Below are 12,577 nucleotides of genomic sequence, written 5' to 3'. Positions count from 1 at the left end.
CATTTTGAACCATAAAGCACCTCATTCAAATATATTTTTGAATGTATTTTAACATTAAACTTTGTAGATGTCAACTTCAGCTCCATCAAAATATAGATAAGAAGGTAGTGTCCCAAACATTAAAAAGCCCTGCCATCGAAATGATAGCAGGGCTTAACTTCAATATCCAGATGATATATTTATCTAAAAAAGGTAGAGTAAAAGGTAGAGTTTTTATTGATTTGTAGTGCGATATAATGAGTTTCCAAAAATCAAAAATCGCTTAAAATCAATATTTTGACATCTATTGACGTGTACTGAAACCCTTACTTAACCTCTGTAAGGATATAATTACGGTACCAGTATATCATAAATAATAACAAAATCTTGACTTTCCGAAAAATAAGTATTTTCCGGAAAAATATCGAAATTAAATCAAAACTAAAAATATCTCATACATTTGAACTGCACCCCAAAAGTTAGACAGAAAAAATCTAACTTTTGGGGTGCAGTTCATCAAAGGTGCTTTTCATTTTAAAAAACTTGTGGAAAAACTTCATCCCATATATCTACTAAGCTTTTCCCGTCAAATACTTTAGCTTCCATAGCTTCATCAATTGTATCAAACTGCTGACCTTCATAATCATAACCAACTACACATATACTCGATAAAAAGCAAGCACCTCGGCTATTATAATTAAATTCAAGATCTTTGTCTAAATATTTTTTAATTTCATCCTTTTTCATATAGGACCATCCCAACTAAAACAATCTCAACAAACAAGATTTTTTCCTTAGATTCTATTCCCACTACTAGCTTTCTATGATGCTGACGATTTCATCTTCAAAATATTCATAAAGAGTTCCATCAACATCTACCAGCAAGGAGTCAATCTCCTCGTCATTGTCAGAGGCGTCACAATAGTCTTCTACAAATCCTCTAACTACCGCGCCATTTTTTAACGTGATAATTACATCTGTACGGTTAAATTTCCAGAGTGTCATTTAAATATTCCTTTCAATATTGGCTAATTGCTTTGCTTTTTCGTAGTAAGGTGTTAAGAAATCGATAAAACCTTGTTTGTCGCTTGGATCATGTTCCTCTAAAAATATCATCAACTCAAAGTCATTGAGAGCGTCAAACATTTCAGAGTTTTCATTATCCCAAGCCTCGGAAAATTCCGCATCTTCTCCAAAAAGAGCGTTAAACGTAAAGGAAAAATCCCAAAAATTATCAATCTGACCACTGACTGTTTGCTGGAGCATGTCTAATACTTGTTGACTATAACCCATTACCCTTCCCCTCCTAATAAGAACGTTGTAGCATATTGAGCTACGTTCCAAAAATTTAACAGACAAAATCTAATTTTTGGGGTGCAGTTCATTCATCAAAGATGATTTTTATTTTAATAATACTGCACTTCAATTCCATCCATAATTTCTACTAAAGTGTTATCGTCAATTTTTAGAGAAATCAGATCAATGAATGATGATACCTGGTATTCCTTATCTCCAATCACCACTACAATATCATGAACAGAATTAGGAAAAATCCCACATACTTGACCATTATAATCAAAAGAGGCATCCCAACCATTGTCATATAACTCTTGTAAATCATCTAATATTGCCATATAAACTAAATCCTTTTCCATAGTGTTTTCTTTCAAATAAGGCAGGTAAAAGCACCTAGATTGTTCTAAGTCCTATGAGATTGTTTTAATCGAGACAATCTCACTCTCAAAGAGAGAAATTTCAGTAGCTTCATCTGGACTAGGATTAGCAATGAGAATAGTGATTTCATCTTGCTCATCATTGTCCATTTCGTCAACAAAGTCTATGACACGTCCCTTGATTATCTTATCGCAATTAGTGACTATCTGAACCCTTGATCGAAGATACTTCCAAAGCTGTTTACTCATTTATTTTCCTCTCTGCTATTTTTTCGATAGTTCTTATACTTTTTATAGTTAGTCGATAAAATCGCCTAGGTTGAACTAAGCACTAATAATTTTGATTTTCTTGATAATATCTTCAGGATATGAGCGATCACCTATAACTATTTCGTCAGGACCATCTAAATCATAACCGTCAAACCAATCAACCACCCTACCCTTGATGGAGGTCCCATCTTCTAAAATAAGGCGAACATTTTTATCAACATATTCCCATAATTTCATTAAGTTCCTTCTCTCTAACATCGGAACAATATGACCCAATATTAGTTATTTACTAATGGCTTTTAGTTCCTGTTAAAAGCATTATAGCACACCTTACTTGCTAAAGTACAACAAGCACCCCATTAGACTAACCTGCTACTTTGCTTTCTTGTAAAAATGTTGTATACTTAAGTAAATAAAGGAAGTAATCTTGTTCCCCCCTGTCTACTATGTGGTCGGAATGATGGTTACTTCTTTTTTCCCCCTTACTATCTCAATAGCCTTGTATTTAAAAGTTTTTTAGGCTATAATTAAATTAACGAATAGAGGTTTTCCATCTCCCCTTGAAACAGATCTTTCTGCGGTAGGAGGTGGGACGCCTCTATTTGTTTTTTAAGTCAAAATGATGTAAAATTAATTCAAGAAAGAAGTGTGGTTTTCCCGCCTAAAAGCTCTATAGCTGTGGGAGGGTCACGCTTCTTTTTACCTCTCAAAAGAGAACGCAAAAAAAGCCGTCTCATTCTTTGAAGCAGCAATGAAATCAATCTAGCAAATATCTAAGCAAACCCAGAAATCAACCTTTTAAGACAAAGCAAAAAGCCCACTGTTGTAGGCTTTCTGTAAGATATTTCTTAAAATTAAAGCATCTTGTTGTAGAATTAGGAACACCTTACTTTATGTTTCCTTAGAGTTCTTTAACCCTTATATTACGCGCTTTTTTAACATAAACCACTAATACTACTTTTTAATACTTGTTCCCCCAAGGTGCGCAAAAGGGGGAGCAAAAAACGCATAGTATTTTAATGAGTTCAGCAGGCAAGAAACTAGCACGATCAAACGTGCTTTTTTGTTTTCTGATGAAATATGTACATACTTTTCCATACTTTAGTTTCTGATTGCTGATAGGTATATTATACCATGAAGCGCGTGGTTTATAAGATTATGACCTCACAAAAGCCCCCAGATTTGTTTCTAAGGGCTTCTAGTTTGTCCGTGGTGTTTTAGTTGTCCAGTACGAAACAAATCAAAATAGGGGGCGAATATGAAGCCTCAGCCTACATTTGCCAACATTTACGCTTCTAACTCTCCTTTCTGGTGGAATATGTAGGAACTTTTCAGACCAAGAGAGCATTTTTTAGTTTTTCTCTGACTGGCGGGATGTGTAAGAACTTGTTAGTACCTGACAAGATTTTATGAGCTGTTCAACAACTAGCGATATGTGTCCATAAATGTCCATGTTCTCTCGCTTAAATCTCAACATTTCTTAACAAAACACCACCACGATAACTTTTAGCAAAGTCTAGCAGTATCTCAGCCTTGAGGCGCTCATACTCAGCCTTATCAATGTCTAGTGCCTCGTATAATTGCCATAGCTTTAACCTCTCCCCAGTTCGCCTTGTAAAGAGATTGGAGAATATCTCACGTCGTACATCGTCCAGATTGTCCCTGAAGGCTTCGATCACGCGCAGTAGCTCCATCGCTTTGGCTTCAAACGCTCCATCTTGACCGCCTAGGCTCAGTTTAACCAACGAGTGATAGCTTTTTAGAAATTTGTATGCTTGTTTTATCGTCTCTTCTTTATCGATTGGCATTTTCCACCTTGGTCAAGTTTTCTATGGCTTTTTGCCTTACTCGATAAACCGAGGCTGTAGATACACCTATTTCCTCAGCAACTCCCCAAACATCGAGATCATTCAAGTAAAAAAGTCTTAGGACAGAACGCTCAAGCGGATTGTCCAGCTTATCGATTAGCCTAGATATTTCCATTCTCTCTTCAGTAAGTCGCTCAATTCTCTGTAAAGTGTCCTCTTTTAGCTTCAGAACACTTATAAGATTGTTCTCTGTCTTGTTCTCTCTGCTTGTCTGCACCCTGCTATGGCTTAGTGTTGGTTTTTTGATAATGCCACCTTCCAGGGCTTCCAATTCCAAATATAAGCCTTTGATCTCCTTGTTTATCCACTTAACGCCCTCTAGTTTTTCTTTTACCTGCTCTGGTGTCATGCCTTGGCCTCCTGTGTGATATAATAATATTATTGAGATTATAGCTGAGGCGGAGCGCCTTGGCTTTTTTTCGTTTTCTCTATGTTCGCTCTAGCTTCAAATGATTCCCCGTGAGAAAAAATGTACAATGACGGGTGAAGCTCATAGAAGCGCGTGGGGAGGGAGATAGCCCCCATATCTCCTTATGGTTTGATAAGCAATTAAGGGATGTTTTTATTTCTCTTATTTCCTTGTCATTCTGCAAGCAATTAAGGCAAGTTATTTATTGGCTTATCTGCTTGTCATTTGGTAAGCAGCAAATCCAAAATAACAGACTTTTAAATTGCTCTTATTTCCCTGTCATTGGGTAGGAAAATAAGGGGAGTTATTTTAGTTCTTATTTCCTTATCGTTTAACAAGGAAAAAAACGAAAATAAGGAGCTTCTAAATTCGTCTTAACTCCCTATCGTTTTGTAAGCAATTAAGAAGGCTTATTGTCATCCTTATCTGCTCGTCGTTTCTCAGGGAGTTAAGGAGGGTTTTTATTGCTCTTATCTGCTTGATAAATGATAGGGGGGATATATCCACTTTTATCGGCGTTCGCTCGGAGTTCAATGCTTTCTTGTGAGAAAAAATGTACAATGACGGTGTGAAGTTCATAGAAGCGCGTGGGTGGAGGAAATACCCCCCACTATGTTATAAAATTGGATAATTGAGTAGTAGCTTTATCGGTCAAAAAATCAAGCTAAACACCTAGTAATACTACATTCTACCAACTTCAAAAACATTTCAAAAAGGGAATTTTTCGTACAGAAGAGGGCAGCGTTCTTTCCCTCTAGTAAAATATACCCCCGTTTAAAATTAAAGGGGGTATCTCTGCCTTTTTTTCTCCCATTCATACCCTTTTGGTATCTTGTAATTGATTTAAAGATAAACAATATTTATATCATTTTTTTCTAAACATGATCTTTATTTAGATTTGTTTGGAAATGCTCCAAATCACTACTTCAGATTGCTCAATCCATTCAGCCAAAATCTATCTCCTTTTCTGGTGTAGTAAACAAACTTTTGATAATGCTTGTAATATCGTTTCTTTTTCATGTATTTTGGTCTTTCAGGAAAACTGTCAAACATATATCCGCCACGTTTGGGACTCCAACCTGGTTCTACCTTTCTAGCTTCCCTAAGCGCAAGTTCCCAATAGTATTGGCAATCTGTCTTACTTCGGTTCAGTGTTGACTTGTGTATTTTCTGGCATGATCCACAACCATATATCAAAAGTCTCTTATAGAGTTTTCTGCATAGATTACCACAAATAGGACAGAGAAAGAAGTAGCGATTGCCTCCCTTAGTTCCTGGTATACTTGCTAACTCAAAATGATTACTTTCAAAGGTGATATACAGGTTATCTAAGTCTATTTCTAGTTTTCTACCGTCCAACTCAGCTATACCATGACTGATATTCTTGTTTTTCATTGGCTTTATAAATCTCTCTATGGTTATTGATTTTATAACTTCCATTCGTTCAAAAATCCCCCTATATGGAAAAACCCAAATCTATTGCCTAAATGTCAAAAGGGGATTACTCCCCTCTCTGTGTTTTATTGACCAGAATAATCAGCAAGGCCTTTATATTCGCCCTCTACGTCCATTTTTTGGAGTAGGCTAATACTTTCATCGTCCAGCATTTCCAACGTACCAAAAGCGGTCATAGAGTCCATAGGGATAGGTTTATCAGAAAGCAAGCGATCAGCATAGTCTAATAGTTCCAGCTCGTAGTCTGTGACCTTATTCAGCAAACTCTCAAAATCCTCTGACTCTTTGAGTTGAAGCACGCGCTCCCGTTTATAACGTTCTTCAAACGCTTCCTCTCCCTCTGGTTGTTTGTGGTAGTCTTTAAAGCTGTCACAAATACGCTTAAAGGTCTTGTTTAGCTTGTGATCTTCCACATACTCAGCGACAAGCGTTCCTTTATCCTTGTAAGTCAATGAGATTACAGGCTGGCAATATGTCCCAGCCATGTATCCCAGTAGCGCATGACCTGCTACTTGAGCGGTCGCCTGATCACAAAAATAGTAAGTGAAAGTAAATGTTTTTGCTTTGTCTGAAAATGTTTTTAATGTCATGTTGTTTGTCCTCTTTCTGTTTTAAGGTAAATTATGTAATATTTTTCGTGTTCCGTGACATTCTGTGACCTTCTGTGACAAAGAACGTCACACGTTCAAACCCTTGAGGCTCTAGGTGTTTCACCACCCCTGTGACCCTGTGACGTTCTTTTGTTTTATCGTTCCTATATATATAAATACTGCATTTTTCTCTATATATAAGAGTTGGAAAGAATGTCACAACGTCACACCTATTCCCCTAAAGCTAGATATATCAAGGCTTCAAGGGGTGTGACCTTCTTTTTTGAGAACGTCACACAACGTCACACTTTTTCAAAGAAAAGCAGTATTACCAAGGTTTTCAGCAAAAAAAGAACGTCACACTTATTCTTGTTTAGTGATAGAGTGTTGAGGTGTCCGCATTTTTATCTTGTCAACGTCCCATGCCTCTAGTTTTTCAAAATCTTCTGGAGGAACTCTTTTCTTTCTTAGAGAATACCGATTAGGTGTCAACTGTTGTAAGTGCTTGATAGTTTCTTTACCAGCCCCGTAAACATTGGGTTTGGGTATTCCCATATCTTCGGCATAGTGCTTTAGTGATCTTGTAACAATAAAAACAGGTACTACGTCCAGCTCATGCCAACCTTTTTCCATGTATTCATGCTTAACCCATGAAAGTAAGTAGTCATTATCCTCCTGGTATTCTTCTAGGAGTCCTTTAACTGCTTTAGGTTCGATAAAGTGAGTAAATGGCTCTTGGTTGATGGCTTTGTAGAGGGCATACTCTAGGACTTCCTTGTTTGCTAAAAACTCATTTTTTATCCAAGGTTTTTCCTTCTCCCCGTTAAAGTCAGCATTAAAAGGGACGATCATAATTCTACGATACCAGCCTTTTGTCTTGTTGCCACCATTGGGGATATAATTCCCTGAAAAGATATTGAATAGCTTGAAAGTAGCTTCAAAGGCTGGGCGTCCTTTTGGATTGACTAGCACGGTGTCCCCACTAGTGATACTCATTAAATCAGACGGGTTTTTTAAGTATTCGTTAGGTGCTTCATCTCCAATATTACAAACTTTTCCTACCAAGGTTTCTAAGTTATGCTTTTCAGCAAACTGTGCTGGCTTTAAGGCTGATATATTGCTTTCACCTATTAGGTTGATAAGGAAGCGCTGAAATGTTCCCTTACCGTTGTTACCGTCCCCGTAGAAGATCGCGAACTTGTTTCGGGTGTGGTTAGGGTTAATAGCTTCAAGGATAATCTGCCAAAACAGTGTTACCAGTTCACTATCATTACAAGCGATTGAGTTTAGCCAATCATCAAAAGTTTTGCCCTCTCTATCTGTTGGGACTCGTTTAGGCGCGTGGTAGGCCGTGCTTATCTTACTTGTAATTACATACTTAGGACTAAAGGGGAGTAGTTCCTTAGTTTCTAAGTTGATAATGCCGTTCTGTACGGGAATGAGGTTGGAACTTTCTAAAGGTTTTCGTATCTTTGCCAATGTTCTAACCATTAACTTAATCTGTGGCCACTCTCTGGGTTTAATTCTAACGTCAAAGGTCTTACACAAAAGATTGAATAGATCATTACTAGCGGTATAGATACCCTCGTCTAAATCGTAGATATAGAGCAGGCTATAATCAGGTATATTGCTCTTGCTGATAAAAGTAAATGTGACAATATCGCTTAAAATTTTAGCGACTGTGAAGGTTTGGGGCATAGCGACCTTTTCGGTAACATCCCCTGTGGACTCGTTTACCTTTGTTTCAGTATGTTCTGCCCGCCATTCTTCACCAGCCTGAAAGATACGATTTTCAAGCTCCTTCATCGTTCTAGGAGGGTGTTCTTGCTCCATTACCTCCATGATTTCACTTTTTAGGTTTGCTAATTCTTCTAGTTCTATGGTTCTAACCTCTCTTTCTATATTCAGCCCGTGCTATACTGCTAAAAGTGCGGTCTAGCTCGTCAATAGGTAATGGTTCAACTGTCACGCTATTGGCTATCTTTGTAAGTTCATAGGCGGTCTCTAGGTCACAATCAACCCACTTATTAAAGAGTAAGCCTACAAATCGTGTCAGTGCTACGTTTCGCCCTCCCTCGTCTCCAAATCCGTTGAAAAGCGTGTCAATGATCCTCATGGTCATAGATTTCTGACCGCTTGGCCTTGGAGTGTATGGAAGACTTATAGCATTCTGTTTGACTGGTTCAGCCGTTGTCTGTGGTACTGGATAATCAAGTCCATGCTCTACAATCTTTTGATAACTTGCTGGGTCGCCTGTTGTTACTGGTAGCCCTTGGAGTTGTGACCATGTTAAACTGGCCATGTCAAAGGGTAGCCCAATCTTATCAGCAATCTCTTTCACTACCTGCTTATAGGTCGCCTCATTCATCACGTTGTCAGGCTTCACCACAAGACGAAAACGGGGCTTTTCTAAGCTATGTTTGATAGTCGGGTATAAGATGTAAGAGTAGCCAAATAAAGCGCTAGAAACGGCCTTTATAAAGCCCTCAGACGTCCCCTGTATATCGTCATAATCAAGGAAAATCAAATCTCTATATCCCAGGCTAGTGTTGTTTCGCTTGTAACTGCCATTCTTTTCTGGTGTCATTTTCCCACTGATACAGTAAGGCGCTTGTGTACGTTTAAATTCTTCAATATCTGCCCCTTCAGGGACTACCAAAGGCTTAAAGCGTTCAATGTACTGGAAAGGCTCAATCTTATCAAAGGGATAGACAAGATTACTCTGAAAGCCTTTAGCCTCGTAAATTGTCATACTATCGCCCCTTTTTGCGTTTCTTTTTTAACTTCTTCAGTAGCTTTTGTTCTTTGACCTGTTCCAAAGATTTGCCACGGTGCTTATACAATTTAATGTCATGATAATGACCTCCGCCTTGTGCTGGGTGTGTGTTATATCTAGCCATTTTCCACCCCCAAAAACTTCAGCAAGTCAGAAACTCTATAATAGATCTTCCTAGTATCTTCTAGTGGGGGCTGGTATCGTCTTAGCCCAGCATCTTCCCACTTTTGAAGTGTCTTATATTTTACATCTAACTCGTCCATGACTTCTTGTGCCGTAATTAACCCCGTCAATCGCGGTTTGGCTGTATCACGCGCTTCCAAGTAATTCTCCACAAGCTCCAGAACGCCATGAGTTAGCTCATATTCGCTCTCTTTGCTGAGACTAAACATATTTCATCAGCTCCCTTCAGTAGTTGCTTGTAGCTCTCTAAATCAGCATTTAAAAGGACAGTCAGACGCTTCTGTTCCTCTTGTACCTGGTTATAGAATGCCTTTGCTCCGTCCAGTAACTCCTCTTTGTTAGCTGGGATAAAGTAGCCTCTGAAAGCTCCGTGACGTACCCCAACGATAGGAACGCCGTAGCGCGTGATCAGACGGCTGATAATGTCCTGGACGGTTCTTTCTGCTAGTTTAGTGATTAAGCTGATTTCTGCCCCTGTTATGGAGTTCTCAGCCCCTACCTTGATTAGTCTTAATACTCGTTTATCATTCTCTGTTAAACTCATTGAATACCTCCCCATACATTGACCCCTGCAAGCTGAATATAACGCCCATAATCAGGGCTTAAATCCTCGCTAGGTGTTTCTATCGTCTGTTTGCTTTCTCGCTCAAATTGGGCGCTTTTTTTGCGGTCTCGGTGGTTTAGATAAAGCAGTAAGCCAATCAATACCACCATAAAGATTACCGCTTGTGTGTTGGTCAAATCTAATTCATTCATGTTATGCCCTCGCTTTGTAATTCTTGATATAGTCCACTTGATCAGTTCGCTCCATCTTCAGGGACTCGTCCACCTCTTCGGTGCTTACCTTTCTATCTACAAAATCAGCAATAAACTGGAAGAGGTTTGGGCGTTTCTCCTTAATTTCAGCCATTTGTTTATCAAATTCTGCTTGTGTCATGTTATCTAGGTCTAGTGTCATTTCATCGCCTCCTCAAACTTCTCTATAAGACAGTCTTTACTTACTTTTCGAGTACCATCTTTAGAGTTAAAAAGAATATCTTTTAAGGTTATAGTAGCCTCTAAATACTCCTTTTCAGCATGTTCTATATACGCCTGTTGCTCTGCTTCGTTGTCAAAAAAGTGCTTAGCTTGGCGTTTAAAGAAGGCTTGTCGCATAGCGTCCATTTCAAAAATACCAGGGTGGAAAAACATTCCCGTAGTGCTTTTAGAAACGGCTTCGATTTTATGACTTTCATTCAATTCAGGAAGTTCAATCCAAAGTAAACGGGATAAATCTTCTTTGATTGATTTTGTTTGATTTGCCAATAACGAAAGTCTTCTCAGGCCATTTTTTTCGCTAATTTCTCGCATTTCTGCGCTAATTCTATCTATACGTCTAGTTAAATTCTCGTACGTTGTTTCTGCCATGTTTTTTACCTCTGTTTCTATGTTTTTTTTGTAATTGTCTTGATGGGTCTTTTAATGGTCTTTTCCTATACAGTTAGATCCCCACGCCTAGAGTCGCCAATATTTGAAAGCGTGAGAAAGTACCAGTTTAAAGAGTTAGCGCTCTCCGTATGGTCAAAATGTCCTAGATATGCTATAATCTAGTTATAAATCTTTACTAAAACCTCTTTAATAATAGCTTGCCTGCTTTTTGTTAAATTCGTTTTAGTGTTAGTGTGAAAGGCTTTGCTGATTGGTCTCGGTAAGCCTTTTTTTGTTGCAATCACGCGCATTCTTGGCGTGTTTTTTTATTTCTGAATGCCATGGCTTTGATTTCTTGGTAACTCATATTCAAGCCAATCATGGCTATTACCATGTCCTCAAATGCCTGGTATTGCTCCAGCTCGTTACTGGTCAAGCTATCAATACCGTTATAGCCCCCACGTTCTCCCCTTAACTGCTTCGCGTTCCTGTCGGTTACTGCCTTTAGTAGCAAGTTGTTCATGGTGCTATGCGCGTGCTTGGGTGCTTGTTCCCAGTTCTCAATACTGTCATGCAGTGTTTTTCTTTTTGGCTTTTCTAGTGCCCTCTGCATACGAAACTTAGAAAGTTCCTCACGCATTTTAAAGAATGCTTTGACTAGGTTGGTTTTGAAGTTGGCCACTTGCTCGGTATTCTTTAAGAATGTAACTAACAAGGTCGCTTGTTGTTCGTTCAAAATATAGTCCTTAGTACTCTGGCCACTTTCCATAGCTTGGATTTTAAATCCAACCTTTCCGAACTGTTCAAACCTTGCTTGATGTTTGCGGATCGTCTTGGTTATTGTGTGATGTTGCAATCCCGTGCACCCTGCCACAATACTACTTAGTGTATACGGCTCTTTCTTACCGTCCATGTAGACTAGTTCCATTGGTTCGCTCCTTTCTAAATAAGTTCGTTTTTTTTCGTACTTTTCCCCAAAAAAATAAGATCAGGGGAAATATTATAAAGTGAAGTTAATTCTCTTAGTAAATCAATAGGTATTTTAGTACTATCTTTTTCGTACTTTGCGACAGTCTGAAAACTTCTATTAATTTTTAACCCAACTTCACGCAACGTATAACCAGCAGAAACTCGCGCTCCTTTTAAAGTAATCTGTTCCATTTTTAAAAAATCCTTTCTAAAATGATAATTGAATTGTACTATTATTTTCGTACTTTGTCAACCATTTAATAAAAAAATATTATTTTTTTCGTACTATTTCTATTTTATTGTGTTACAATGGGCTTAGGAAATTTAGGAGGAGGTAATTATATATGGCAAAAAATAGCCCTCAAGATATTAAAAATAGACTCTATTTCTCTGCTAGGTTAAATAGACTTATGAAAGAACAAGGTAAAAGACAAATTGACTTACATAATGATTTAGGTATTCCAAAAAGTACCTTAACAGGTTATGTCAAAGGTAGGTCAATGCCAAACACCGAAAATCTCCAAAAACTTGCTGACTATTTTAAAGTGGAAGCATCAGATATTGATCCCCGTTATTTTGTTATTGAACCAGACGTTATTTTAAAATACGAGCAACCTGTCATTGATTTTGTTACAATGTTTGAATCTTTGTCAGAAAGAAAACAAAAGAAATATTTTAAAGGCGTTATAAAAGATTTAGAGCATGATAATTTACCTCATGATTTTTTAAAAGAACCCTCAGACCTCGTTACTCATTTAGGTTCACAGTTAGATGAAAAACTGAGAGTTGATAAAGAGCTAAAAATGCTTGAAAAAGAAAATGCAATGCTTGAGGAAGAAATTAGAATTTTAAAAATTTCTAATGAATACGCCTTGATAGACCCTAAAGATACTGAAGCTATTAATGATTTTAGAAATAGCCATTCAGAAGAAGATATTATTAAAGTTGAAGAATTACTTAATAAAAAAAAGCAACCCTAGCAAAACAGGATGGCCAAA

Annotated in this window: 22 protein-coding genes; 2 read left to right on the top strand and 20 right to left on the bottom strand. The window is 37.8% G+C overall.

Translation table 11 applies throughout. The annotated features are described in order from the left end of the window. The first annotated feature begins 41 nt into the window (after window positions 1-41). Window positions 42-227, top strand: a complete 186-nt coding sequence (locus M1F65_RS10070; protein WP_009013804.1) for a hypothetical protein — start codon at window positions 42-44, stop codon at window positions 225-227. A gap of 286 nt (window positions 228-513) precedes the next feature. On the opposite strand, the gene M1F65_RS08070 is transcribed toward M1F65_RS10070, so the two are convergent. The 20 genes from M1F65_RS08070 to M1F65_RS07975 all read right to left on the bottom strand — a co-directional run bounded on the left by M1F65_RS08070 (window position 514) and on the right by M1F65_RS07975 (window position 11,771). After that, window positions 514-726: a hypothetical protein gene (locus M1F65_RS08070; protein ID WP_000710706.1), complete on the bottom strand. Its 213-nt coding sequence runs from the start codon at window positions 724-726 to the stop codon at window positions 514-516. Between the two features lie 66 nt (window positions 727-792). Then, complete coding sequence (locus tag M1F65_RS08065) at window positions 793-984, bottom strand: hypothetical protein (RefSeq protein ID WP_000177340.1); 192 nt, start codon at window positions 982-984, stop codon at window positions 793-795. Next, window positions 985-1,272 (bottom strand): hypothetical protein, encoded by a 288-nt coding sequence (locus M1F65_RS08060; protein WP_000542381.1) that lies wholly within the window; start codon window positions 1,270-1,272, stop codon window positions 985-987. Window positions 1,273-1,385: 113 nt separating this feature from the next. After that, a complete protein-coding gene (locus tag M1F65_RS08055; RefSeq protein WP_009013763.1) occupies window positions 1,386-1,613 on the bottom strand; it encodes a hypothetical protein in 228 nt (75 codons plus the stop codon). A 72-nt stretch (window positions 1,614-1,685) separates the two neighbouring features. Further along, complete coding sequence (locus tag M1F65_RS08050; RefSeq protein ID WP_000043341.1) at window positions 1,686-1,901, bottom strand: hypothetical protein; 216 nt, start codon at window positions 1,899-1,901, stop codon at window positions 1,686-1,688. A gap of 75 nt (window positions 1,902-1,976) precedes the next feature. Beyond that, window positions 1,977-2,159: a hypothetical protein gene (locus tag M1F65_RS08045; RefSeq protein WP_000780387.1), complete on the bottom strand. Its 183-nt coding sequence runs from the start codon at window positions 2,157-2,159 to the stop codon at window positions 1,977-1,979. Between the two features lie 1,226 nt (window positions 2,160-3,385). Further along, window positions 3,386-3,667, bottom strand: a complete 282-nt coding sequence (locus M1F65_RS08040) for an ArpU family phage packaging/lysis transcriptional regulator (protein ID WP_247925769.1) — start codon at window positions 3,665-3,667, stop codon at window positions 3,386-3,388. A gap of 49 nt (window positions 3,668-3,716) precedes the next feature. After that, window positions 3,717-4,139: a DUF1492 domain-containing protein gene (locus M1F65_RS08035; RefSeq protein WP_247925768.1), complete on the bottom strand. Its 423-nt coding sequence runs from the start codon at window positions 4,137-4,139 to the stop codon at window positions 3,717-3,719. Window positions 4,140-5,120: 981 nt separating this feature from the next. After that, entirely contained in the window at window positions 5,121-5,630 is a 510-nt protein-coding gene (locus M1F65_RS08030; RefSeq protein ID WP_247925771.1) for a hypothetical protein, read from the bottom strand. An 89-nt stretch (window positions 5,631-5,719) separates the two neighbouring features. After that, window positions 5,720-6,244, bottom strand: coding sequence for a hypothetical protein (locus M1F65_RS08025; protein WP_247925767.1), 525 nt, complete (start codon window positions 6,242-6,244; stop codon window positions 5,720-5,722). Window positions 6,245-6,607: 363 nt separating this feature from the next. Beyond that, on the bottom strand, window positions 6,608-8,086 hold the full coding sequence (locus tag M1F65_RS08020) for a DNA primase family protein (protein WP_247925766.1): 1,479 nt from the start codon (window positions 8,084-8,086) through the stop codon (window positions 6,608-6,610). Between the two features lie 43 nt (window positions 8,087-8,129). Further along, complete coding sequence (locus M1F65_RS08015) at window positions 8,130-8,996, bottom strand: primase alpha helix C-terminal domain-containing protein (protein WP_247925765.1); 867 nt, start codon at window positions 8,994-8,996, stop codon at window positions 8,130-8,132. 1 nt (window position 8,997) lies between these two features. Further along, window positions 8,998-9,144, bottom strand: a complete 147-nt coding sequence (locus tag M1F65_RS08010) for a hypothetical protein (protein ID WP_247925764.1) — start codon at window positions 9,142-9,144, stop codon at window positions 8,998-9,000. Further along, entirely contained in the window at window positions 9,137-9,412 is a 276-nt protein-coding gene (locus M1F65_RS08005; RefSeq protein WP_247925763.1) for a helix-turn-helix domain-containing protein, read from the bottom strand. Before M1F65_RS08005 ends, M1F65_RS08010 begins: the two co-directional genes overlap by 8 nt. After that, the gene (locus M1F65_RS08000) at window positions 9,376-9,747 is read right to left on the bottom strand and encodes a DNA-binding protein (protein ID WP_247925762.1); all 372 of its coding nucleotides are present in this window, start codon (window positions 9,745-9,747) and stop codon (window positions 9,376-9,378) included. Before M1F65_RS08000 ends, M1F65_RS08005 begins: the two co-directional genes overlap by 37 nt. Further along, on the bottom strand, window positions 9,744-9,959 hold the full coding sequence (locus M1F65_RS07995; RefSeq protein WP_247925761.1) for a hypothetical protein: 216 nt from the start codon (window positions 9,957-9,959) through the stop codon (window positions 9,744-9,746). Before M1F65_RS07995 ends, M1F65_RS08000 begins: the two co-directional genes overlap by 4 nt. A gap of 1 nt (window position 9,960) precedes the next feature. Beyond that, the gene (locus tag M1F65_RS07990) at window positions 9,961-10,161 is read right to left on the bottom strand and encodes a hypothetical protein (RefSeq protein ID WP_247925760.1); all 201 of its coding nucleotides are present in this window, start codon (window positions 10,159-10,161) and stop codon (window positions 9,961-9,963) included. Beyond that, window positions 10,158-10,610 carry a hypothetical protein gene (locus M1F65_RS07985; protein ID WP_247925759.1) on the bottom strand — a complete coding sequence of 151 codons (453 nt, stop codon included), beginning with the start codon at window positions 10,608-10,610 and terminating at the stop codon, window positions 10,158-10,160. The genes M1F65_RS07990 and M1F65_RS07985 overlap by 4 nt, the downstream gene beginning before the upstream one ends. A 301-nt stretch (window positions 10,611-10,911) precedes the next feature. Further along, complete coding sequence (locus tag M1F65_RS07980) at window positions 10,912-11,538, bottom strand: Rha family transcriptional regulator (RefSeq protein ID WP_247925758.1); 627 nt, start codon at window positions 11,536-11,538, stop codon at window positions 10,912-10,914. A 14-nt stretch (window positions 11,539-11,552) separates the two neighbouring features. Beyond that, window positions 11,553-11,771, bottom strand: a complete 219-nt coding sequence (locus M1F65_RS07975) for a helix-turn-helix domain-containing protein (protein ID WP_000435336.1) — start codon at window positions 11,769-11,771, stop codon at window positions 11,553-11,555. A 152-nt stretch (window positions 11,772-11,923) separates the two neighbouring features. Between M1F65_RS07975 and M1F65_RS07970 the strand changes: the two genes are divergently transcribed. Then, window positions 11,924-12,559, top strand: coding sequence for a helix-turn-helix domain-containing protein (locus M1F65_RS07970; RefSeq protein ID WP_247925757.1), 636 nt, complete (start codon window positions 11,924-11,926; stop codon window positions 12,557-12,559). Window positions 12,560-12,577: the final 18 nt, after the last annotated feature.

It is taken from the genome of Streptococcus oralis (assembly GCF_023109195.1).
GTDB lineage: Bacteria > Bacillota > Bacilli > Lactobacillales > Streptococcaceae > Streptococcus > Streptococcus oralis_BV.
Note: the sequence above shows the minus strand (reverse complement) of the source record. Positions and strands in the feature narration are given on the sequence as shown.

Excerpts from the sequence above, each read along its gene's own strand:
- M1F65_RS10070 (WP_009013804.1), top strand. The coding sequence starts at position 42 with ATGTATTTTAACATTAAACTTTGTAGATGTCAACTTCAGCTCCATCAA.
- M1F65_RS08070 (WP_000710706.1), bottom strand. The coding sequence starts at position 726 with ATGAAAAAGGATGAAATTAAAAAATATTTAGACAAAGATCTTGAATTT.
- M1F65_RS08065 (WP_000177340.1), bottom strand. The coding sequence starts at position 984 with ATGACACTCTGGAAATTTAACCGTACAGATGTAATTATCACGTTAAAA.
- M1F65_RS08060 (WP_000542381.1), bottom strand. The coding sequence starts at position 1,272 with ATGGGTTATAGTCAACAAGTATTAGACATGCTCCAGCAAACAGTCAGT.
- M1F65_RS08055 (WP_009013763.1), bottom strand. The coding sequence starts at position 1,613 with ATGGCAATATTAGATGATTTACAAGAGTTATATGACAATGGTTGGGAT.
- M1F65_RS08050 (WP_000043341.1), bottom strand. The coding sequence starts at position 1,901 with ATGAGTAAACAGCTTTGGAAGTATCTTCGATCAAGGGTTCAGATAGTC.
- M1F65_RS08045 (WP_000780387.1), bottom strand. The coding sequence starts at position 2,159 with ATGAAATTATGGGAATATGTTGATAAAAATGTTCGCCTTATTTTAGAA.
- M1F65_RS08035 (WP_247925768.1), bottom strand. The coding sequence starts at position 4,139 with ATGACACCAGAGCAGGTAAAAGAAAAACTAGAGGGCGTTAAGTGGATA.
- M1F65_RS08025 (WP_247925767.1), bottom strand. The coding sequence starts at position 6,244 with ATGACATTAAAAACATTTTCAGACAAAGCAAAAACATTTACTTTCACT.
- M1F65_RS08020 (WP_247925766.1), bottom strand. The coding sequence starts at position 8,086 with ATGGAGGTAATGGAGCAAGAACACCCTCCTAGAACGATGAAGGAGCTT.
- M1F65_RS08015 (WP_247925765.1), bottom strand. The coding sequence starts at position 8,996 with ATGACAATTTACGAGGCTAAAGGCTTTCAGAGTAATCTTGTCTATCCC.
- M1F65_RS08010 (WP_247925764.1), bottom strand. The coding sequence starts at position 9,144 with ATGGCTAGATATAACACACACCCAGCACAAGGCGGAGGTCATTATCAT.
- M1F65_RS08005 (WP_247925763.1), bottom strand. The coding sequence starts at position 9,412 with ATGTTTAGTCTCAGCAAAGAGAGCGAATATGAGCTAACTCATGGCGTT.
- M1F65_RS08000 (WP_247925762.1), bottom strand. The coding sequence starts at position 9,747 with ATGAGTTTAACAGAGAATGATAAACGAGTATTAAGACTAATCAAGGTA.
- M1F65_RS07995 (WP_247925761.1), bottom strand. The coding sequence starts at position 9,959 with ATGAATGAATTAGATTTGACCAACACACAAGCGGTAATCTTTATGGTG.
- M1F65_RS07990 (WP_247925760.1), bottom strand. The coding sequence starts at position 10,161 with ATGACACTAGACCTAGATAACATGACACAAGCAGAATTTGATAAACAA.
- M1F65_RS07985 (WP_247925759.1), bottom strand. The coding sequence starts at position 10,610 with ATGGCAGAAACAACGTACGAGAATTTAACTAGACGTATAGATAGAATT.
- M1F65_RS07980 (WP_247925758.1), bottom strand. The coding sequence starts at position 11,538 with ATGGAACTAGTCTACATGGACGGTAAGAAAGAGCCGTATACACTAAGT.
- M1F65_RS07975 (WP_000435336.1), bottom strand. The coding sequence starts at position 11,771 with ATGGAACAGATTACTTTAAAAGGAGCGCGAGTTTCTGCTGGTTATACG.
- M1F65_RS07970 (WP_247925757.1), top strand. The coding sequence starts at position 11,924 with ATGGCAAAAAATAGCCCTCAAGATATTAAAAATAGACTCTATTTCTCT.